Here is a 20,766-nt window from a genome sequence, read left to right as displayed (position 1 = left end):
TGGCTATGTCACCGTCAGATGTGGGAACGCGCCCAGCGTTGCTCTCAATAACGTTTCCGGTGAACGGATGCGCCCGGCGTCGAGTATCCAGCGCCACCCCAGATAATTTGGCAGGTAGCGCGTCGCCACGCCGTGAAACGGACCTAGCCATTGCCGCAAACGGCTGTGATAAGCATTGACGTTCTGCACGTGGGCGGCGCCCTGTACGCGGATGCCTGCGCGCAAGTTGACGGCCTGGTGGCTGATGCCCGCTTCCCGAGCAAAAGCCCGGTAGGCAGCATGGCCATCGGTGACCAGCAAGACATCCTTGTCGATCATGGGTAGCAAACAATGGTGTAACTGCGCCTTGGTCAGCGCCCCTTTGCCCGTGACGAAATCGAGGGTCTGGCCCGTGCGGTCGCGCGCCACCAGGATGCAGACCTGTTCATTGGATATGCCGCGTTTGTGAGCATGGTCGCCACGGCGGCGTGGCGGACGCGTCATGTTTCTGGATCCCTTTTCCGATTCCAGCAGATATAACTCGTCGGCTTCGGCGATGCCATGCAGGCCATGCGGCCGATCCGTCTTTGCCAGCGATAAAAACCGGTGACGCCAGCGAAACGTGGTGTTGCGGTGCACACCCAATTGGCTGGCAGCCTGGCGCACCGAAGATGAGTCGAGCAGGCAATCGGCATACTCGAGCCACAGCGCCTTGTGGCGCAAGCGGGCCAGCGGCGTGCCGGTGAGCGCATTGAAGGTGCGGCCGCAGGGAACGCAGCGGTAGCGCTGCAAGCCGTGCGCATGGCCGTGCCGGTGCAGGTGTGCCGAGTGACAGGCGGGGCAGGCCAATCGCGGCTGGGCCACACTTTCCAGCAGCGCGACGGTCGCGTCGTGTGGCGCGTTGCCACGCAGCAGGGCCATTCCTGCCTGGCGCTGGCGTTGGTTCAAACGAGCAAACTGCGCAATCAAGGTGATCCATTCGGCTGACCGCATGATCTGCTCCTGCAGGGTGAATATACAGAGTCAGACAGCACAGACAAGGGAAGATTCCGGAATTTCCCCTACTTGCCGATGACAGAGCCCTTTTTTTTGTCGACAGGAATTTACGCTGCACTGCAACATTTTTCGCTGGGGAATGCTACGATGACGCTTTGATACCCTTTCAAAGTCCAACTTGCATTTCAGGAAACTTCACCGCCGTTCGCGCGCACTGGCCGGCCGCTGGCTGACGGGCATGCATGCCTATACCGACAAGCTGGCGCAGCGCCGTCCCCTGTGGATGGTCAGCCTGGCCATCGACGAAACGAATCTGTCCGAGGGCTTGCGGGCCGCGTGCGCCTCGAGCGCCATGCTGCTGCTGGGCCTGCTGTTCGACCACCCCGATTTTTCCTGGGCTGCCATCGGCGCCTTCTGGACCTGCCTGGCGGACGCGGCCGGCACGCGGCGCATGCGCTTCGTCTCGATGGTGGGCTTCGGCTTGCTGTCGACGGTCGCTGGCGGCTTGACGGCGCTGGCGGCCGGCCATGGCGTGGTGGCGGCGGCCATCGCCGTGCTGCTGTTTTCCTGGGCCGGCGCGCTGGCGCGCATCTGGGGTGCGGCCACGGCGCAAGTGGCCATCCTGGCGGCCACGGCCTGCGTGGTGATGGTCACGCATCCGTTGGAATCGATGACGCAGACAGCGCCTTTCCTGGGCTTGTACATGTTCGGCTGCCTGTTTGCCACCGTGCTCAGTTTTACCGTCTGGCGCATCCACCCGTTCAGCCCGGCCAGGCGCGCCATCCGTGCCGCGTACTCGCGCCTGGCCGGCATCGCGCGCGACAATGCGCGCTTCCTGGAACAGGGCCCGGCGCTGCCGGACGCCACCGCGCATGGCGCCAGCTACCGCTCGCAGGCGCGTGCAGCGCTGGAAGCGGCGCGCGTGGCGCTGGCCGCCGTGCCGCCCGCGCGCGCGGGACGCAGCGCCCTGTACGACAACCTGCTGCTGGCGCTCAGCGACGCCGAGCGCATCTTCGCCTATCTGATCGCCGTCACGCATACGTGCGAGCGCGAGCAGCAGCGCCTGCGCCAGGATCCGCGCGCGCGGCGCAGCCTGGAAGTGATGGCCGTGCTGCTGCGCCGCCTGGGACAGGCCGTACAGCGCCAGCCGGAAACGCCGCCTTTGGCATTGCAGCGCCGCCTGGCGGGCTGCGGACGGCGCCTGGAAGCGGCGCTGGGCGCCTTGCTGCCGCTGCGACTGAACGTGGACTTCATGGAACTGGGCTTGCCGCGCGCGACGCAGCTGCCGTGGCGCGAGGCGGCTTTCCTGGCGCTGGGGCAGGCATGGCAAACGGCGAAGGTCAACGCCACGCCGCAATCGTTGAGCTGGCGCCATGCGGCGCGCGTGTCGCTGGCGACGACGGCCGGCTTCCTCTTGGTCGAAGCCTTGCAGATTCCGTTCGGCTACTGGGCCACGATGGCGACCTTATTGATCTTGCAGCCATCCGTATCGACGACCTGGCCGCGCGGCATCGAGCGGGTCGCTGGCAGCGTGCTGGGCGCCGTGCTGGCCGTGCTGATCGGCCTGGTCATTTACACGCCGCTGGGCATCTCGCTGGTGGTGTTTCCCCTGATTGTCGCCACCATGGCCTTGCGCCGTGTCAGCTACAGCCTGCACGTGCTGTTCATGACGCCCGCCTTCGTGCTGGTGGCCGACTATGCGGCGCCGGCCAGCGAGATGGTGTATGCGATGAGCCGCCTGGGCAACAACGTGCTCGGTTGCGTGCTGGCTCTGCTGGCCACGTTTTTCCTGTGGCCGGACCGCGAGGCGGACGACCTCGACCAGCGCCTGGCGAAAGCCGTGTCGGCCAACCTGAAATACCTGCTGGCCGTGCTGGCGGCGGGCGGACGCTGGGATAGCGCGATTGCGCGCCTGCGCCGCGAGGCGGGGCTGGCCAGCAATAACGCGGAGCAAGTGCTGCAGCGCCTGCGCATCGAGCGCCGCCTGGACCGCAGCAGCGGCGTGGGCCTGGCGGCGCTGCGCACCTTGCCGCTGCTGCGCCGCGTGGCGGGCAGCACGGCGCGCATCAGTTTGAGTCCCCAGGCCGAGCCGGCGCCGCCCGAATTGCAACGGTGGATTGCCGCCGTCAGCGGGGAAATCGATGCGCTGCTGCGTGGTGCAGCCGATGCCAGTGCGCCGGGTCCGTGCGCGGCCGAAGGTTTGACAGTCCTGCAAGCCGATGCGGTGGCGCAGGTGCAGTTGTTGCGCGGCTTGCTGCGCGAGCATGTGCAGGCCGTCGATAGCGCGGTGGCATCCTCGCGTTGAAGCGTAGCCGCTCGGCCGGTTGCGCCCGCAACCGGCCTTTTCCTGCTTGCGGCGCCAATATTGTATAGACGTTTGGCGCTTGCCAATCTCTCCAAATTCCACATTTCATGGGCTTTCCCGATATATTTTCCAAACCGGAAATTTATCGAAAGGAAACGTTGACTCTAAAATAAGTGCGGTCTATATTCGTTTTCGTAGCAAGCAAAAATGAAATTCATATGGATTTTTTTTACGACTGGTCTGACGCGATTGCCAGGTTTGCCTGGCGCAATCGCTAACATGGAGAGTAGTAAATGAAAAAGATTGCAGTATTTATTTTTACCCTGGGGCTGAGCGCTTCCTACGCCATCGCTTCCGATATCGGCTGCTCCAGCTGCGAGGAGGAGCTGCGGGAATGCACGATGATGAATGGTGACAGATCCCCATTTTGCATCGGCAGTTACAAAGCCTGCCTGAAAGTCTGCCAAATCGGCGCCTGATATCCGTTTTTTGCATTGCGAGGCGGCCGGTCATCGCCTGCTGCGCTGGCCGCCCATCGATCCTCTACGCCTCTAAGAAACTTATGATGCAAAAGAAAATTAAAACCATTGCCATGTATGGCTTGATCCTGGCCGCCGGCCTGGGCAGCGGTTATGGCCTGTCCTTGTTGCCCGGCTTGCTCAAGTCGAATTACACCGAGGGCAATTACGCCGCGTATTTCCCGAATGCCCAGACGAAAGTGGTGCTGTACGGCACGGATTGGTGCGGCTATTGCGCCAAGACGCGCGCCTACTTCAAGGAAAACAAGATCGAATTCGTCGATCTCGATATCGAGAAATCCCCGGAAGCAAGAAAAGCCCATGAAGCACTGGGTGGCGGCGGCGTACCGGTGGTGTTGATCGGCAACCGCAAGATCCAGGGTTTCAATGCAGGCGCGCTGGAAGCGGCGCTGAAGAAAATCTGACGCTTCAACTTGTTAACTTGAAAGGCTGACCATGTTCAAAAAGATTGCCGCTTTCCTGTTTGCCGCCGGCACGGCCCTGTCCTTCAGTGTGCACGCGGGCAGCCCCGATTGCACCTTTGTCTGCGAACGCAACATGCTCGATTGCGTGGAGTTCGACCAGCCAGCTTGCATGCAGCAGTACAAGGAATGCCTGAACCAGTGCCTGCGCTAGGAACGCGCTGACGCAGTGTGGATGGCGCGTAAGAGACGGCGTGCCATGGATGTCAGTGATCGTCTGTCAATTCAACAGGAGTGCTTATGTTCAAAAAACTGGGTTTCTTTTTGTTTGCCATGGGCGTCAGCGCCTCGTATGCGATTGCCGGCGGCGGCGAGCCGGAATGCTATTCGCAATGCGATGACAGGCTGGACCAGTGCATGACGGACCATCCGACCGCGCCTGGCGCCTGCACCAAGATTCATCAGATGTGCTACGACCGCTGCGATCCATACTTGCCGTAAATGTGCCGTCCATGATGGTTGCCGGCCTGCCCGTATCGTGGCCAAGCCGGCTGAATCACCTTATCCGTCCTGCCATCCCGCATTTCCACCAAGGAGTACGTATGTTCAAAAAGCTCGGTTTCTTTTTGTTTGCCATGGGCGTCAGCGCCTCGTATGCGATGGCCAGCAGTACCGCTGACATTTCGGAATGCCAATCCGAGTGTTATATGGCGCTCGATGCCTGTGTCATGGAGTTCAGTGTTCCTTCATGCGTCCGCGCCAATAAAGTGTGTCTTCAGGCCTGCGGCTAGGAAAATCCAATAACTATTCTGGCCGGTGCTGAAGAAAGGCGCTAGCCGATTCTATCCCTTGTCTTTGGGCGCAACATGAAACTGTGACATGTTGCGTGTTTACTTCACGTCGCTCACTAAGGAACAGCATGTTTAAAAAAATCGCTTTTTTTCTTTTAGTTGCAGGTGCCAGCCTGTCGTTCAACAAGGCGGCAAACAGCACTCCAAGCTGTGGTTTCCAGTGCGCCCAATTAAGGGGAATTTGTCTCGACGAAGGCCGGGGTGACGCTTCCTGCCGCGACAACTACAATTTCTGCGTTGAAAACTGCCGTAATGGCATCTATCCCGAGATGCCGGAATAAGCAACACGTGCATGGCCGCGTCATCTGGCGCGGTCATGCCGCCACAGCACGTCGCTGCCGCCGGCAAAGCGGTTCAGTACGCGCGACAGCACGAACAGCAGGTCGGACAGGCGGTTCACGTACTGGCGCGGATGCTCGTGGATGGTTTCCGCATTGGCCAGCGCGACGATGCTGCGTTCGGCGCGGCGGCACACGGTGCGGCACACATGCGCGAGCGAGGCGGCGCGCGAGCCGGCCGGCAGGATGAATTCGGAAAGGGCCGGCAAGTCCGCATTGTATTTCGCCAGCAGGTCATCGAGGCGCAGCACGTGTTCTTCCTTGATCAGCTGGTAGCCGGGGATGCAGATTTCTCCGCCCAGGTCGAACAGGTCGTGCTGGATGGCCACCAGCTCGTCGCTCAAGGCGTCGGGCATGGCTTCGCACAGCAGCAAGCCGATATTGGAATTGAGTTCGTCCACGTCGCCCATGGCGTGGATGCGGGCGCTGTCCTTGCTGGTGCGGCTGCCGTCGCCCAGGCCGGTGCTGCCATTGTCGCCCGTGCGCGTGGCGATTTTCGAAAGTCGGTTGCCCATGATGCTGATCCTGTAAAGAAGAATGGGGGCAGCATACGACACTGCGCGCCGCCTGGCCGCGGATTTGCGGGCAAATCGGACAAAAAATGCGGTGCGCGCCACTTTTGTGCTTACAATCGTTGCACGCCCCTGTCCATTTGTCCCCATCTTATGCTCAATGCCGCTCCTGAACCTGGATTGACCGCCGCGCGCCAGCAAGCAGTCGTCGCGGCCCTGCTGGCCGTGCTGCCGGCCCGTTGCGTGCTGTCCGACGCCGAAGATACGCGCCCGTATGAATGCGATGGCCTGGCCGCCTACCGCCAGTTGCCGATGGTGGTGACCTTGCCGGACACGGAAGAGCAGGTCATCGCCATCCTCGGCGTCTGCCGCGAACTTGGCGTGCCGATCGTGCCGCGCGGCGCCGGTACGGGCTTGTCGGGCGGTGCCTTGCCGATCGCCGATGGCGTGGTGCTGTCGACGGCGCGTCTGAACCGCATCGTGCGCCTCGATGCCTACGCGCGCACGGCCGTGGTGCAGCCGGGCGTGCGCAACCTGGCCATCTCCGAAGCGGCCGCGCAATATGCCTTGTATTACGCGCCCGATCCCTCGTCGCAGATCGCCTGCAGCATCGGCGGCAACGTGGCGGAAAACTCGGGCGGCGTGCATTGCCTCAAATACGGGCTGACCGTGCACAATGTGCTGCGCGTGCGCATCGTTACCATCGATGGCGATGTGCTGGAGCTGGGCGGCGAATGCCTGGACTCTCCCGGTCTCGACCTGCTGGCCGTCTTCATCGGCTCCGAAGGCATGCTGGGCATCGTCACGGAAGTGACCGTGAAACTGATACCGAAGCCGGCCACGGCGCGTGTCATCATGGCGTCGTTCGGCGACGTCGTCACGGGCGGCAATGCCGTGGCCAACGTGATCGCCGCCGGCATCATCCCTGCCGGCCTGGAAATGATGGACCAGACGTCTTCGCGCATGGTCGAACCGTTCGTCAAGGCCGGCTACGACATCGACGCGGCCGCCATTTTGTTGTGCGAGGCGGATGGCACGCACGAGGAAGTGGAAGAGGAAATCGCGCGCATGACGGCCGTGCTGGAAGGGGCGGGCGCCAGTGCCATCGCCGTTTCGCAGTCGGAAGCGGAGCGCATGAAATTCTGGTCCGGTCGCAAGAACGCCTTTCCCGCCGCCGGGCGCATCTCGCCCGATTACTACTGCATGGACGGCACCATCCCGCGCAAAAAACTGGCGGAAGTGCTGACGGGTATCGCCGCCATGGAAACGACGCATGGCTTGCGCTGCGCGAACGTGTTCCACGCGGGCGACGGCAATCTGCACCCATTGATCCTGTTCGACGCCAACATGCCCGGCGAATTCGAGCGCGCCGAAGCGTTTGGCGCCGATATCCTGGCCCTGTGCGTGGCCGTCGGCGGCACCATCACGGGCGAACATGGCGTGGGCATGGAAAAGATCAATTCCATGTGCGTGCAGTTTACGCGCGCCGAACTCGATGCCTTCTTTGCCGTCAAGCGTGCCTTCGATCCCCACACCTTGCTGAACCCGGACAAGGCGATTCCCACCTTGAACCGCTGCGCCGAATTCGGCAAGATGCATGTGACGGCGGGACGTCTGCCGTTTGCCAACCTGCCTCGTTTTTAATTTTCCGGAGACCCCTTTGCAAGCGATAGCGGAACAATTCAGGCAGCAGATACTGGCGGCCAGCGCGGCGGGCAAGCCCTTGCGCCTGCGCGGCGGCGGCACGAAGGACTGGTATGGTCAGCAGCTGACAGGCGAGGTGCTCGACACGCGCGCATATACAGGCATCATCGACTATGAACCGACGGAGCTGGTGATCACGGCCCGTTGCGGTACGCCGCTGGCCGAGATCGAGGCGGCGCTGGCCGCGCGCAACCAGATGCTGGCGTTCGAACCGCCCCACTTTGGCCCCGGCGCCACGGTGGGCGGCGTCGTCGCCAGTGCCTTGTCCGGCCCGCGCCGGGCCAGCGCGGGCGCCTTGCGTGATTTCGTGCTGGGCGCCGTGCTGATGGATGGCCATGGTGAACGCCTGGCCTTCGGCGGGCAAGTCATGAAGAACGTGGCCGGCTACGATGTCTCGCGCCTGCTGGCGGGGTCCTTGGGCACCCTGGGTCTGATCCTGGAAGTGTCGCTGAAGGTGCTGCCCTTGCCGCTGCGCGAAGCAACGTTTCGCGTGGCCTGCGCGGAAATCGCCGCCTTGCGCATACTCAATGAATGGGCGGGCAAGCCGCTGCCGATATCGGCCAGCTGCTGGCATGACGGTGTATTGACGGTGCGCCTGTCCGGCGCCGAGGCGGCCGTGTCGGCGGCCCTGCAATCATTGAATGGCGAAGTGCTGGCAGCAGAAGAAGCATCCGCCTTCTGGCTGTCCGTGCGCGAGCAAACGCACGCATTCTTTGCTGGCGCGGGCAGCCTGTGGCGCTTGTCGCTGCCGCCGCACGCCAGCGCCATGATTTTAAAAGGGCGCCAGCTGTTCGAGTGGGGCGGGGCGCAGCGCTGGCTCAAGCTCGACGGCGACGCCGATGCCGCCAGCAGCGTGCACATCCGCCAGGCCGTGGCGGCCGCCGGCGGCCATGCGACGCTGTTTCGCGGCGGCGACAAGACCGTGGGCGTATTCCATCCGCTGGCGCCGGCCGTGGCCACCATCCACCAGCGTCTGCGGCAGGCTTTCGACCCAGCCGGCATCTTCAACCCGCACAGAATGTATTGAGCGCGCATGCAAACCAATCTCGCCGATTTCATCAAGAATACGCCGGCAGGCGACGAAGCCGAAGCCATCTTGCGCGCCTGCGTGCATTGCGGCTTTTGCACGGCCACCTGTCCCACTTATCAGCTGCTGGGCGACGAACTCGATGGCCCGCGCGGACGCATCTACCTGATCAAGCAAGTGCTCGAAGGCGCGCCCGTCACGGCCAAGACGCAGACGCACCTGGACCGCTGCCTGACGTGCCGTAACTGCGAGTCGACCTGTCCCTCGGGCGTGCAGTACGGGCGCCTGGTCGACATCGGCCGCAACGTCGTCGAGCAGCGCGTGCAGCGCCCCTTGCGCGAACGTGCCTTGCGCTTCGCGTTGAAGGAAGCCTTGCCGCGCCGCTGGTTGTTTACGCCCGTGTACAAGGCGGGGCAGGCGCTGCGCCCGCTGCTCTCAAAAAGCTTGCAGGACAAATTGCGCCCCGGCGCCGACGCCGGTGCATGGCCCGCGCGCCAGCACGCGCGCAGCATGCTGCTGCTCGATGGCTGCGTGCAGCCGGCCATGTCGCCGAACATCAACGCGGCCACGGCGCGCGTGCTCGACGCCTTGGGCGTGCAATTGATCGTCGCGCCCAAGGCCGGCTGCTGCGGCGCCTTGCGCCATCACCTGAATGACCAGGAAGCGGCGCTGGACGACATGCGCCGCAATATCGACGCCTGGTGGCCTTACGTAGACAGCGTGGACAGTGTGGAAACCATCGTCATGACGGCGTCCGGCTGCGGTGCCACCGTCAAGGAATACGGCCATTTGCTGGCGCATGATGCGCAGTATGCGGACAAGGCGCGGCGCATCGCGGCGCTGACGCGCGATCTGTCCGAGATCATGCCGACGTTTGAAAACGAGCTGGCAGCGCTGCTGCAAGGGCGCATCGGAAAAAGGGTGGCGTATCACCCGCCGTGCACCCTGCAGCACGGCCAGCAGGTGCGCGGCAAGGTGGAGCAGGTGCTGCGTGCCGTCGGCGTCGACGTGCGCCTGTGCGCGGACAGCCATTTGTGCTGCGGTTCGGCGGGCACGTATTCGATTTTGCAGCCGGAACTGTCGCAGCAGCTGCGCGACAACAAGGTGGCGAACCTGGAAGCGTGCGAGCCGGAGATGATCGTGTCGGCCAATATCGGCTGCCTGAGCCACCTGCAGTCGGGTACGGAGACGCCCGTGCGGCACTGGATCGAGCTGATCGACTCGGCCTTGGCGCCTATATAGGCACTTCGCTGTACTGCGCGATGCGCCATTGGGGCGCCGGCACGAAGTTGGCGGCCCACTCCAGCACGGCGTCGGCCGGCATGGGGCGGGCGATGCCGTAGCCTTGCGCCAGGTCGCAGCCCAGCTGGATCAAACGCGCGCCATGTTCGACGCTTTCCACGCCTTCGGCGATCACCGTCAGGCTGAAGGAGCGGGCCAGGCCGATGACGGCGCGCACCAGGTGCAGGTCGTCGCGGTCGTTGAGCATATTGCGCACGAAGCTCTGGTCGATCTTGACGATATTCGCCGGCAGGCGTTTCAGGTATGACATCGACGAGTAGCCGGTGCCGAAATCGTCGAGCGCGAACGTGATGCCCAGCGCCTGGCAGGCGCGGATGATGCGGCGCACGTCTTCGATGTCGTGCAGGGCCGACGATTCGAGGATTTCCAATTCCAGCATGCTGGCGCGCACGCCGGGAAATTCGCCGAGGATGGTTTCCAGGCGCGAGACGAAATCCGGTTGCTGGAAATGGCGCGCCGCGATATTCACGCTGACCACCCAGTGCTTGCCACTGGCCACCCAGCGCTGCATCTGCCACAGGGCCTGGCGCAGCACCCATTCGCCGATGTCGATGATCAAATCCGTCTGTTCCACCAGCGGCAGGAATTGCGCGGGCGCCAGCACGCCGCGGCGCGGATGCTGCCAGCGCAGCAGCGCTTCCATGCCCACCACGGTACCGGCGCGCATGTTCACCTTGGGCTGGTAGTACAGCCGCAGTTCGCCATTGATCAGGGCATGGCGCACTTCCGTGCGCTGGTTGTGGTGGGTGCGCACTTCTTCATCGAGATTGGTGTCGAAGAAATGGTACTGGTTGCGCCCCGTCAGCTTGGCCTGGTAGACGGCGTGGTCGGCGTGGCGCAGCAGGCTTTCCGTATTCAAGTCCTTGCCCGCGTAGACGGCGATGCCGGCGCTGGCCGTCATGTGCAGCGCCTGCTGGTCGCACTGGTAGGGGCGGCCCAGTTCCGCCATCAGCTGCGTGACGTTCTGTTCGATGCTGGCGATGCTGGCCTGGCCGCACAGCAGCAAGACGAATTCATCGCCGCCCAGGCGCGCCGCGTAGTGGACCTGGCCCGTAAAGCCGTGCAGGCGGCCGGCCACCTGCTTGAGGATTTCATCGCCGGCCTCGGCGCCGTAGCGGTCGTTGATGGCCTGGAAGTGGTCGAGGTCGAACAGGCAGACAGCCAGCAGGCGCTGGCGTTCGCGCGCGAGGAACAGTTCCTGTTCGAAGCGGGCGGCCAGCGCGGCACGGTTGGGCAGACCCGTCAGCACATCATTGTAGTTTTGCCACGACAGCTTTTGCAGCGCCTGCTGCATGTGCACGGTTTCGTTCAATTGCTCGCCCAGCTGGCGCTGGCTGGTCTTCAGCGTGGTCAGCAGTGCTTCGATATCGCCGGCCATGCCGTTGAACGACTGCGACACGGCTTGCGCCTCGGGCGTGGCGCCAGCCGCCAAGCGCACGGCGAAGTTGCCGTCGCGGAAGCGGTCGGTCGCTTGCACGAAGCGCGCCAGCAGCTTGCGGTGGGTGGCCAGGATCAAGCCCAGCAGCACGAAGACGAGCACGATATTGATGCTGCTGAGGACGGCCTGCTCGCGTACCCTGAGCCACACCTGCGCCAGGGGCAGGCCCGGCGTGTAGTGCAGGTCGAGGATGCCGTCGCCGCCGTCCGGCAGCGCCACCGTCAGGCGGCTGCGGATGGCCGTGATGCCGGCCAGGCGCACGAACCACGCCGGCACCGTGGCCAGCGTGCCGGCCAACTTGCTGTCGGCCAGCACCTCGACATGTCCGCCAGCCGTGTCCCAGCGCGCGGAAACGAGGCTGCGGTTCAGCGGCAGGGCGCTGCGCAGCACCTTGCGCACGCTGTCGTGCATCGCGTGACTGTCCGCGTGCACGGCCAGCGGCAGCACGCTATTGGCGAGGAACAGGTCGAGTTGCCGCGCATCGCTCTGGTAGCGCGCATTGGCCAGCGCCGTTTCCGTGCCGAGCAGGGCGTGATAGCGAACGGCGGAAACGGCGAGTATCAGGAAGAAAATAGGAAGAAAGAGGCGGGAATAAATTCCCATCCGCATCCATGAAGATAATATTTTCCCAAAGACTGGCATCGTTTTTTGATCGATATCTGCGAATAATTATGCAAACATTATCACCGAAATTTGCTATTGGAAACACAATATTGATATCAAGCATGAAATAAGTGCGGATTGATTGATTTCAGCAATTATTGTTTTTAATCAAACCACCAAATCGCTATTCCTGTAGCAATTGCCGGATGTCGTCCGCCAGGCTGGCCGGTTTGCTGGCCGTCGCATAACGGCGAAATACACGGCCATCCTTGCGCACCAAAAACTTGGTGAAATTCCATTTGATCGATTGCGTGCCCAATATGCCGGGCGCCGCCTGTTTTAATTGCGCAAATACGGGATGCGTATGCGGGCCATTCACGTCGACCTTGGCAAACAGGGGAAAGGTGACGCCGAAGTTTTTCTCGCAAAAGGCGCCGATTTCCGCATTCGATCCCGGTTCCTGCTGGCGGAATTGATTGCAGGGAAAACCCAGCACGACCAGCCCCTGCGCGTGGAATTCGCGGTACAGCGCTTCGAGTCCCTGGTATTGCGGCGTGAAACCGCAGGCGCTGGCCGTGTTGACGACTAGTAAAACCTTGCCTTTGTATTGCGCCAGGTCGACCGGCGTGCCGTCCAGCGCATCGGCCTGGAAATCGTGGATGCTGGTCATGTCAGAGGAGTCCCAGTTTGGTGGCGCCCGTTTGCGGGGCGGGTTCCGGCGCCGTTGCGCCCTTGAGTTTGATCGTCAGGCGCAGGTCGTTGACGGAGTCCGCATTGCGTAGCGCGTCTTCATAGCTGATGGCGCCCGCTTCGTGCAGGTCGAACAGGGCCTGGTCGAACGTCTGCATACCGTGTTCGCGCGATTTTTTCATCAATTCCTTGATCTCGTGCACTTGGCCCTTGAAGATCAGGTCGCTCATCAGCGGCGAGTTGAGCAGGATTTCCAGCGCCGCCTTGCGTCCGCCGCCTTCCTTGTTGGGAATCAGGCGCTGCGAAATCATGCCCTTCAAATTCAGTGACAGGTCCATCAGCAGCTGCTGGCGCCGTTCTTCGGGGAAGAAATTGATGATGCGGTCCAGCGCCTGGTTGGCATTGTTCGCATGCAGGGTGGCCAGGCACAGATGGCCCGTCTCGGCAAACGCGATGGCGTGGTCCATCGTGTCACGGTCGCGGATCTCGCCGATCTGGATCACGTCGGGCGCCTGGCGCAGGCTGTTTTTCAGGGCCGTGGCCCAGTCGTCCGTATCGACGCCCACTTCGCGCTGGGTGACGATGCAGTTGCCGTGCGGATGGATGAATTCCACGGGGTCTTCGATGGTGATGATGTGGCCATGGCTGTGCGCGTTGCGGTGGCCGACCATGGCGGCCAGGGTGGTCGACTTGCCGCAGCCTGTGGCGCCCACCATGATGACGAGGCCCCGCTTGCTCATGACGATGTCTTGCAGGATGGCCGGTAAACCGAGCCCATCGAGTGTGGGGATGGCGGTATTGATCAAGCGCAAGACCATGCCTGCCTGGCCCATCTGCACGAAGGCGGACACGCGGAAACGTCCGAGTCCGTCCGGGCTGATGGCGAAATTGGCTTCGCGGCTGGATTCGAACTCGGCCGCCTGGCGTTCGTTCATGACGGCGCGCACGTAGCCGGCCGCCTGCTGCGCGTCGAGCACGCCGCCCGCCAGCGGCGTCAGCTTGCCGTCGAGCTTGATGGCGGCAGGAAAACCGGCCGTGATGAACAGGTCCGAGCCGCCCCGTGCGCGCATCTGCGCCAGCAGCGCGTGCATGGCGCCATAGTGTTCGTGCGTCGTGTGCATGGCTTATCCGGGGAAGTTTTCAGGGGCCTTGGCGGCCGAGCGGGCCGTCTCGGCCGAGATCGTGCCGCGCCGCACCAGGTCGGACAGGCACTGGTCCAAGGTTTGCATGCCCACGTTGCTGCCTGTCTGGATGGCCGAATACATTTGCGCCACTTTCGCTTCGCGGATCAGGTTGCGCACGGCCGGCGTGGCCAGCATGATTTCATGCGCGGCCACGCGGCCCATGCCATCTTTGGTTTTCAGCAGGTTTTGCGAAATGACGGCTTGCAAGGATTCGGACAGCATGGCGCGCACCATTTCCTTTTCCTCGGCAGGGAAGACGTCGATGATGCGGTCGATCGATTTCGCCGCCGACGAGGTGTGCAGGGTGCCGAACACCAGGTGGCCCGTTTCGGCCGCCGTCAGCGCCAGGCGGATGGTTTCCAGGTCGCGCAATTCGCCCACTAAAATCACGTCCGGGTCTTCGCGCAGGGCCGAGCGCAGTGCATTGCTGAATGAATGCGTGTGCGAACCGACTTCGCGCTGGTTGATCAGGCATTTCTTTGGTTCGTGCACGAATTCGATCGGGTCTTCGATGGTCAATATATGGTGGTTCAGGCGCTCGTTGACGTGGTTCACCATGGCCGCCAGGGTGGTCGACTTGCCCGAACCGGTCGGCCCCGTCACCAGCACGAGGCCGCGTGGGCGCATGGCCAGTTCGCCGAAGATGCGCGGCGCGTTCAGGTCTTCCAGGGTCAGCACTTTTGACGGAATCGTGCGCAGCACGGCCGAGGCGCCCCTTTCCTGGTTGTAGGCGTTGACGCGGAAGCGGGCCAGGCCGGGAATCTCGAACGAGAAATCGCATTCCAGCGCTTCTTCATACGCCTTGCGCTGGCTGTCGTTCATGATGTCGTAGATCATGCTGTGCACTTCCTTGTGCTCGAGCGGGGGCACGTTCAGGCGGCGCACGTCGCCGTTGACCCGTATCATCGGCGGCAGGCCGGAAGACAGGTGCAGGTCGGAAGCCTTGTTGCTGACGGAGAAAGCGAGTAGTTCGGAGATGTCCATTTATAATCCCTGTGCCGCATTGATGGGCTGGCGCACTGTGCCGCCGCCCCTATACACTAGAAAATGATTATGTCCACAATCGAACAGAACTTGCAAGCCGTGCGCGAGAGTATTGCGCAGGCCGCCGCTGACGCGCAGCGCGCCCCTGGCGACGTGACCCTGCTGGCCGTCTCGAAAACCTTCGGCGCGGACGCCGTGCTGGACGCCATGCGCGCGGGCCAGGCGGCGTTCGGCGAAAACTATCTGCAGGAAGCGCTCGACAAGATCGCCTTTGTGAAGGAAGCTGCGCCGCAGCACGTTCCGGCATGGCATTTCATCGGTCCCATCCAGAGCAACAAGACGCGCCCCATCGCCGAGCACTTCGACTGGGTGCACACGGTGGAACGGGAAAAGATCGCCACGCGCCTGTCCGAGCAGCGCCCGGCCGGCTTGCCGGACCTGAATATCTGTCTGCAAGTCAATATCAGCGGCGAAGCGAGCAAGAGCGGCGTGACGCCAGCCGAACTGCCGGCACTGGCGCATGCCGTGGCGCGACTGCCGCGCCTGCGTTTGCGCGGCCTGATGGCCATCCCCGAGCCGGAAACGGAGCTCACGCTTCAGCGCGCTGCCTTTGCGCAATTGCGCGCGCTGTACGAACAATTGAAGGCGGACGGGCTGGCGCTCGACACCTTGTCGATGGGCATGTCGGCCGACTTGCGCGCCGCCGTGCTCGAGGGCGCCACCATCGTGCGCGTGGGCAGCGCCATCTTTGGTTCCCGCAACTATTCCTGATGAAGAGAGAACAAGCATGACGACAGAATTGAATATCGCCTTTGTAGGCGGCGGCAATATGGCCGCGGCCCTGATCGCCGGCCTGGCAGGTAAATTGACCCTGGGCGGCAACATCCACGTGATCGACCCGCACGCGCCGGCGCTGGAAAAACTGCAGGCGCAATTCGGCGTCACGACGGCCACTGCCGCTGGTGACGCGCTGCGCGGCGTGGATGTGATCGTGCTGGCCGTGAAACCGCAAAGCATGCGCGAGGTGGCGGCGCAATTGCTGCCCTTCCTCGACGGGGAGCGTGCGCCATTGATCCTGTCGATCGCGGCCGGCATCCGCGCGCAAGACCTGTCGCGCTGGCTCGGCGATTACCGGGCCATCGTGCGTTGCATGCCGAACACGCCTGCCCTGATCGGCATGGGCATCACGGGCATGGTGGCCAGCAGCGGCGTCAGCGAAGAACAGAAAAAGACGGCGGACGCCATCCTGCGCGCCGTCGGCCAGACGGTCTGGCTCGATGATGAAGCGAAGATCGACCCTGTCACGGCCGTGTCCGGCAGTGGTCCCGCCTATGTGTTTTACTTTATCGAAGCGATGCAGCAGGCGGCGGCCGAACTGGGCTTGACGCCCGAGCAGGGCACGCAACTGGCGATTGCCACGTTTACGGGGGCGGCGCAGCTGGCGGCGAACTCCAGCGACCCCGTGTCCTTGCTGCGCGAGAGGGTCACGTCGAAAGGCGGCACGACCTACGCGGCCCTCAGCAGTATGGAAGAGAGCGGCGTGAAGGCGGCCATCGTCAAGGGCATCAAGGCGGCCGCGCAGCGCGGACGCGAGATGGGGGACGAGCTGGGCAAATAAACGCTACATCACCTTGACGGCGCGGCCGATATACAGGATCGGCCCAGTCGGCCTGCCTGTCGGCGAGCCCGTTTGCGGCTCCAGGGTGATTTCAAACAATTGATCGGGCTGCAGCGGCGGCAGCTTATCCAGGGTCAACTTGAGGCTTTGCCCCGGCTTGACCAGGCCCAGCGAGACGGGCGCGCCCCAGTCCTTGCCCTTGGTCCAGAATTGCAGGGCTTTTTGCTGCGGCACGGCAGTCGGGCCCAGCGGGATCAGGCTCAGGTCGCGGTTCTTGCCGCCGCGTCCGCCCGCCTGCACGATCCAGCCCGGCGATTTATCCTGCGGCGCCACCAGCACCACCAGATAGCCGGGTCCGCTGGGCGCTTGCAATTGCGTAGTGACCAGCACGGCCAGCGCGGCCGTAGCCGCCAGGCCACCACCGGCCAGCACTCGCCAGAAGGCCAGGCTGTTCCACCACGCTTGCCAGCCGCCCGCTTGCCGCACGGCTTTCGGCGTGAACAGGCTGGCGCTGATGCGCGGCCACAGCTGTGCTGAAGGTACTTCGGGCGGCGCCAGCGTGGTCAAGGGCAGCAGACGCTGTTCCCAGGCATCGACGGCGTCGCGCAGGGCTGGTTCGCGCGGCAAACGCTGTTCCACTGCCGCCCGTTCGGCCAGCGCCAATGTTCCCAGCACGTATTCGCTGGCCAGCCTGTGCAATTCCTCGTCGCTGTTGATCATTGCATGCACTCCCGCAAGGCGGCCAGGCCCCGCTTGACCCAGGCCTTGACGGTCCCCAGCGGCGCTTGCAGGCGCTGCGCGATTTCGCTATGGGAACAGCCATCGACGTAGGCGTACAGGATGCTATTGCGTTTGGGCTCGTCCAGGTGGCCGAGGCAATCGTGCAGCTTGCCCAGGTCCGCCTGGTCGGCATAGGCCTCGCCCGTATCATGGCTTTGGCGTTCGTGCAGCAGGGTTTCCACGGTATCCTCGTCGGCTGACAGTTCATGGGCGCGGGCACGCGCCACGTCCAGCGCCTGGTGCCGCACCACCACATAGATCCAGCCCTTGCCGCTGCCGCGCGTGGCGTCGAAACTGCCGGCGCGGCGCCAGATATTCAGGAAGGCGTCGTGCAGCACGTCTTCGGCCAAGGCCCGCTGGCGCACGATGCGCAGGGCCACGCCCAGCAGGTAGCGGCTTTCCTGCTGGTACAGGCCGTGCAATGCCTGCTGCTCGCCCCTGGCGCAGGCGCGCAGGGCGGCATCGTAATCGTAAGGGGCGGCGTGGGCTGGCAAGGTTGGGGCAATCGTCAAGGTTTAACGGTTAGCAAGTTTTCAAGGCCGAGTATAGGCCAGAAACCAGCTTGCCAACCGTTACCTCAATGTTTTACAACACCTAACAAAACCGTAGCGAGCGGAAGGGAGAGGTGGCTAAGAAGCGCAACCGTACTTTAGTACGGTGAGCATCGCAGGCCGCCTATCCCGACGCGCAGCAGGTTTTGATAGGTGTTTTTAGGCGGCTTTCCAGAAGATATAGTCAGCCTGGTAGGGCACCCATTGCTTGGCGCCGATGGACTCCATGCCGCAGGGGCTGCTTGGCGCCACGCCGCCGCTGGTGGCTACGCGCTGGATGTAGCTGACGCCCTGCATGGCGCCGCTGCCCGTGGCCGGGTTGGCTTTCACCAGTTGATACGGGATGTTGCCCGCGCCGGCCGGCGCCACGGCCACTTGCGTCGCCGTCACTTTCGAGCCATCGAGGTTGGCCCAGGTGGCAGGAGGACCGACATACGTGCCGACCTGCATGCCACCGCGGTCGTTCAGAGCCGCGTCCGGGCCCACGAAGACCCATTCATGGCCCGTCATGTCTTTCTTGGCCTTGCATTCGTAGGCGATCTTGCCCACGCCCACCGTCTGCATGGCAACCTGGTGGCCATCGGGCACTTTCACGGCGTTGGGCAATTGTTCCTGCGAATAGCGCGCGCTCATGGGGGCGCAGGCGGCCATCAGCAGGGCGGCGCACAGCACGGTGAGGGAAGGGGCGGTATGGCGTGGGGCGATGGTGGCAAGCATGGCAAACTCCTGGTAGTTGGCTCAACCGGCTGGTTGATACCATTACTACGCAGGGGTTTGCTATTTGGATGCAGCCAGGAAAAAAATAATTTATTCCGGCGTTTCTTTCTTGCTGAAACGCTGCGCCAGCGCCAGCACGACGGGCATGGCGGTGGTCGCGTGCTTGAGCAGCGCGCCGCTGGCCCGCAGCAGCGGCAGGAAACGGCGCGGCCGCACGAGCAGCAGGCCCAGCACGGCACCGCCTATCATCAGGGGAATTTTGAAGCGCGTGGCCAGGGTGTGGCGCAGATTGCCGCCGGTGAGCGGTTCCAGCAATTGCCGCGTCTGCACGCCGAGGGCCAGGCGCTGCAGCGCGCATTCGGCCAGCAGCGCATCGCGCCGCTGCGCCAGGCTGGCGGCCGTATGGACATGCGACAACTTGGTGGGATGCGTGGTCATGGCCGCTCCGATCCCCGGCGGGCCAGCAGTTGCAGCTCGTCCAGGTCTTTGTTCAGTTCGGAAAGTGTGAAGGACAGCAGTTTCGGCTTGCTGCGGAAACTGGCGCGCACGCCCAGCAGGGTGGTGATGGCGGCAACGATGAAGACGGCGGCCGTGATGGCGATGGCGGCGATGCGATGCGTGTCCCAAAATAATACGATGACGAGGAACACGATCAATACCAGGCCGACGAACAGGCACAGCAGTGCCAGCATGGCCAGGGCCAGATAGGACAGGAAGCGCAGCGACTCTTCTTCCATTTCCACTGCCGCCAGGGCCAGACGGGTCTGGACGATGGCGGCGAGGGTCGCTGCGACTTGGGCGACATGGTGCATGATAGCCATATGCTGCCTTTCGCGTCAGGAGACGGCCTATGCCGTCGGTGCTGCGTCGATACTAACTAGCGGCGTGACGAGGAAAGCAGCAGGCCAAACAGTACGCCCACGACGGCGCCCGCGCCCACGGCTTTCCATGGATTGTCCTGCACGTACTCGTCGGTGGCCTTGGCCGCCTTCTTGGTCCGTTCGAGCAAGTCTTCTTCCAGCTTGATCAAGTCTTTCTTGGCCGTTTCCAGGGTGGCGATGAACTTGTCCTTGACGGCTTTCACATTCTCGCCCGTCTGATCCTTTGCGCCGTCGAGCCAGCCTTCCGCTTCATTGATGACGGTTTTCAGGTCGCCGACCAGTTTGTCGCGCGCCTTGTCGGCGTCGGCGAGGATGCTGTCGCTGCTGGATTTTCCGGTATGTATCGAGCTCATGTATTACCTCATGGAAGTGAAACTGCACAGTGAAATACCAGTGTAGGCAGCTGCGGCCAGGCTTGTCTTGCGCCGCCTCAAGGGCTACTGCGGCGCAAGGGGTATTGCTTAACGGAAAGCAAAGTCCAGCACCACGCCCGCAAACACCGCTGCTCCTAGCCAGTTATTATGCCGGAATGCCGCAAAACACGGCATACGCTCGCGTGCGCGGATCAGGGTGTAGTGGTAAACGGCGCAGCCGGCCGCAACTACCAAGCCCGCGACGAACCAATAACGCAAGCCCAGGTACCAGCCGCAGCCCAGCCACAGCAGCAGGAAAACGGCATAGCAGAACATGACGATGGCCACGTCGTAGCGGCCGAAGGTGATGGCCGACGTCTTGATGCCGATTTTTAAATCGTCGTCGCGGTCGACCATCGCGTATTCCGTATCGTAGGCCACGGCCCAGAAAACATTACCGAGCAGCAGCAGCCAGGCGACGACGGGCACGGAATCCGTGATGGCGGCAAAGCCCATGGGAATGCCGAAACCGAAGGCGATACCGAGATACGCTTGCGGAATGGCAAAGAAGCGCTTGAAGTAGGGATAGGTGCCGGCGATGATGACGGCGGCCACGGACAGTTGCTTGGTCAGCGCATTCAAGGGCAGGATCAGGCAAAAGGCCAGCACGGTCAGCACGCCGGCCACGGCCAGCGCTTCCTTGCCGCTGATGCGTCCGCTGGTGATGGGGCGCTCCGCCGTACGCTTGACGAATTTGTCGATATCCTGGTCGGCGTAGTCGTTGATGGCGCAGCCTGCCGAACGCATCAGGAAAGTGCCGAGAGTAAAGATGAGCAGCAGCCGCCAGTCCGGCACGCCCTGCTGCGCCAGCCACAGCGCGCACAGGGTAGGCCACAGCAGCAATACGGTACCGATAGGCTTGTCCAGCCGTATCAGGCGGAAATACAGCGCCAGCTTGTTCATGGAAGACTCGATCTTGTTGAAGAGAAAGGTCGATTATCGCAAATAGTATG

25 protein-coding genes are annotated in these 20,766 nt (G+C 63.0%); 12 read left to right on the top strand and 13 right to left on the bottom strand.

The features are described 5' to 3' along the window. Nucleotides 1-3 precede the first annotated feature (3 nt). Entirely contained in the window at nt 4-972 is a 969-nt protein-coding gene (locus V3C40_RS23175) for an IS1595 family transposase (protein ID WP_331778638.1), read from the bottom strand. A gap of 241 nt (nt 973-1,213) precedes the next feature. Between V3C40_RS23175 and V3C40_RS23170 the strand changes: the two genes are divergently transcribed. From V3C40_RS23170 to V3C40_RS23140, 7 genes are all read left to right on the top strand, one after another. Continuing rightward, nucleotides 1,214-3,280 carry an FUSC family protein gene (locus V3C40_RS23170; protein WP_319993397.1) on the top strand — a complete coding sequence of 689 codons (2,067 nt, stop codon included), beginning with the start codon at nt 1,214-1,216 and terminating at the stop codon, nt 3,278-3,280. Nucleotides 3,281-3,573: 293 nt separating this feature from the next. After that, a complete protein-coding gene (locus tag V3C40_RS23165; RefSeq protein WP_219329988.1) occupies nt 3,574-3,759 on the top strand; it encodes a hypothetical protein in 186 nt (61 codons plus the stop codon). Between the two features lie 83 nt (nt 3,760-3,842). Further along, the gene (locus V3C40_RS23160; protein ID WP_034749103.1) at nt 3,843-4,223 is read left to right on the top strand and encodes a glutaredoxin family protein; all 381 of its coding nucleotides are present in this window, start codon (nt 3,843-3,845) and stop codon (nt 4,221-4,223) included. A gap of 31 nt (nt 4,224-4,254) precedes the next feature. After that, nucleotides 4,255-4,434, top strand: a complete 180-nt coding sequence (locus V3C40_RS23155) for a hypothetical protein (RefSeq protein WP_034749100.1) — start codon at nt 4,255-4,257, stop codon at nt 4,432-4,434. An 86-nt stretch (nt 4,435-4,520) separates the two neighbouring features. Further along, nucleotides 4,521-4,721 carry a hypothetical protein gene (locus tag V3C40_RS23150; RefSeq protein WP_034749098.1) on the top strand — a complete coding sequence of 67 codons (201 nt, stop codon included), beginning with the start codon at nt 4,521-4,523 and terminating at the stop codon, nt 4,719-4,721. Between the two features lie 101 nt (nt 4,722-4,822). Further along, on the top strand, nt 4,823-5,011 hold the full coding sequence (locus V3C40_RS23145) for a hypothetical protein (protein WP_034749095.1): 189 nt from the start codon (nt 4,823-4,825) through the stop codon (nt 5,009-5,011). A gap of 128 nt (nt 5,012-5,139) precedes the next feature. Then, entirely contained in the window at nt 5,140-5,352 is a 213-nt protein-coding gene (locus V3C40_RS23140) for a hypothetical protein (protein WP_331778637.1), read from the top strand. Between the two features lie 20 nt (nt 5,353-5,372). Here V3C40_RS23140 and V3C40_RS23135 read toward each other — a convergent pair whose 3' ends face one another. After that, a complete protein-coding gene (locus V3C40_RS23135; RefSeq protein WP_331778636.1) occupies nt 5,373-5,924 on the bottom strand; it encodes a cob(I)yrinic acid a,c-diamide adenosyltransferase in 552 nt (183 codons plus the stop codon). A gap of 150 nt (nt 5,925-6,074) precedes the next feature. Between V3C40_RS23135 and V3C40_RS23130 the strand changes: the two genes are divergently transcribed. From V3C40_RS23130 to glcF, 3 genes are read left to right on the top strand one after another with little or no spacing between them, the layout of a single operon-like run. Continuing rightward, nucleotides 6,075-7,565, top strand: coding sequence for an FAD-linked oxidase C-terminal domain-containing protein (locus V3C40_RS23130; RefSeq protein WP_331778635.1), 1,491 nt, complete (start codon nt 6,075-6,077; stop codon nt 7,563-7,565). 16 nt (nt 7,566-7,581) lie between these two features. After that, nucleotides 7,582-8,652 (top strand): glycolate oxidase subunit GlcE, encoded by a 1,071-nt coding sequence (gene glcE / locus V3C40_RS23125; RefSeq protein WP_331778634.1) that lies wholly within the window; start codon nt 7,582-7,584, stop codon nt 8,650-8,652. Nucleotides 8,653-8,658: 6 nt separating this feature from the next. After that, complete coding sequence (gene glcF / locus V3C40_RS23120; protein ID WP_331778633.1) at nt 8,659-9,894, top strand: glycolate oxidase subunit GlcF; 1,236 nt, start codon at nt 8,659-8,661, stop codon at nt 9,892-9,894. On the opposite strand, the gene V3C40_RS23115 is transcribed toward glcF, so the two are convergent. The 4 genes from V3C40_RS23115 to V3C40_RS23100 all read right to left on the bottom strand — a co-directional run bounded on the left by V3C40_RS23115 (nt 9,887) and on the right by V3C40_RS23100 (nt 14,853). Beyond that, complete coding sequence (locus V3C40_RS23115) at nt 9,887-11,995, bottom strand: putative bifunctional diguanylate cyclase/phosphodiesterase (RefSeq protein ID WP_331778632.1); 2,109 nt, start codon at nt 11,993-11,995, stop codon at nt 9,887-9,889. The two genes, glcF and V3C40_RS23115, sit on opposite strands and share 8 nt — an antisense overlap. 184 nt (nt 11,996-12,179) lie before the next feature. Further along, nucleotides 12,180-12,665, bottom strand: a complete 486-nt coding sequence (locus V3C40_RS23110; protein ID WP_331778631.1) for a glutathione peroxidase — start codon at nt 12,663-12,665, stop codon at nt 12,180-12,182. 1 nt (nt 12,666) lies between these two features. Further along, nucleotides 12,667-13,806, bottom strand: coding sequence for a PilT/PilU family type 4a pilus ATPase (locus tag V3C40_RS23105; RefSeq protein WP_331778630.1), 1,140 nt, complete (start codon nt 13,804-13,806; stop codon nt 12,667-12,669). Between the two features lie 3 nt (nt 13,807-13,809). Then, nucleotides 13,810-14,853 carry a type IV pilus twitching motility protein PilT gene (locus V3C40_RS23100; protein ID WP_139091709.1) on the bottom strand — a complete coding sequence of 348 codons (1,044 nt, stop codon included), beginning with the start codon at nt 14,851-14,853 and terminating at the stop codon, nt 13,810-13,812. Nucleotides 14,854-14,922: 69 nt separating this feature from the next. Between V3C40_RS23100 and V3C40_RS23095 the strand changes: the two genes are divergently transcribed. Both V3C40_RS23095 and proC read left to right on the top strand, forming a co-directional pair. Then, on the top strand, nt 14,923-15,624 hold the full coding sequence (locus tag V3C40_RS23095; RefSeq protein ID WP_331778629.1) for a YggS family pyridoxal phosphate-dependent enzyme: 702 nt from the start codon (nt 14,923-14,925) through the stop codon (nt 15,622-15,624). A gap of 16 nt (nt 15,625-15,640) precedes the next feature. After that, nucleotides 15,641-16,471, top strand: coding sequence for a pyrroline-5-carboxylate reductase (proC, locus tag V3C40_RS23090; RefSeq protein WP_331778628.1), 831 nt, complete (start codon nt 15,641-15,643; stop codon nt 16,469-16,471). Between the two features lie 3 nt (nt 16,472-16,474). On the opposite strand, the gene V3C40_RS23085 is transcribed toward proC, so the two are convergent. The 7 genes from V3C40_RS23085 to ubiA form a co-directional block, all read right to left on the bottom strand. Further along, a complete protein-coding gene (locus V3C40_RS23085; protein ID WP_319993390.1) occupies nt 16,475-17,191 on the bottom strand; it encodes an anti-sigma factor in 717 nt (238 codons plus the stop codon). Then, nucleotides 17,188-17,757, bottom strand: coding sequence for a sigma-70 family RNA polymerase sigma factor (locus V3C40_RS23080; protein ID WP_374106884.1), 570 nt, complete (start codon nt 17,755-17,757; stop codon nt 17,188-17,190). Before V3C40_RS23080 ends, V3C40_RS23085 begins: the two co-directional genes overlap by 4 nt. Nucleotides 17,758-17,961: 204 nt before the next feature. Next, nucleotides 17,962-18,519, bottom strand: coding sequence for a DUF3455 domain-containing protein (locus V3C40_RS23075; protein ID WP_219329978.1), 558 nt, complete (start codon nt 18,517-18,519; stop codon nt 17,962-17,964). A gap of 90 nt (nt 18,520-18,609) precedes the next feature. Further along, nucleotides 18,610-18,957 (bottom strand): hypothetical protein, encoded by a 348-nt coding sequence (locus V3C40_RS23070; protein WP_070305746.1) that lies wholly within the window; start codon nt 18,955-18,957, stop codon nt 18,610-18,612. Then, nucleotides 18,954-19,331 (bottom strand): phage holin family protein, encoded by a 378-nt coding sequence (locus V3C40_RS23065; RefSeq protein ID WP_331778627.1) that lies wholly within the window; start codon nt 19,329-19,331, stop codon nt 18,954-18,956. The genes V3C40_RS23070 and V3C40_RS23065 overlap by 4 nt, the downstream gene beginning before the upstream one ends. A 65-nt stretch (nt 19,332-19,396) precedes the next feature. Beyond that, nucleotides 19,397-19,753, bottom strand: a complete 357-nt coding sequence (locus V3C40_RS23060; protein WP_046683402.1) for a glycine zipper domain-containing protein — start codon at nt 19,751-19,753, stop codon at nt 19,397-19,399. Between the two features lie 108 nt (nt 19,754-19,861). Further along, the gene (gene ubiA / locus V3C40_RS23055) at nt 19,862-20,716 is read right to left on the bottom strand and encodes a 4-hydroxybenzoate octaprenyltransferase (RefSeq protein WP_070305742.1); all 855 of its coding nucleotides are present in this window, start codon (nt 20,714-20,716) and stop codon (nt 19,862-19,864) included. Nucleotides 20,717-20,766: the final 50 nt, after the last annotated feature.

Source organism: Janthinobacterium sp. LS2A (assembly GCF_036543145.1).
Taxonomy (GTDB): domain Bacteria; phylum Pseudomonadota; class Gammaproteobacteria; order Burkholderiales; family Burkholderiaceae_D; genus Janthinobacterium; species Janthinobacterium aestuarii.
The sequence above is the reverse complement of the archived record's forward strand: the minus strand, read 5'-3'. Positions and strand labels throughout refer to the sequence as shown.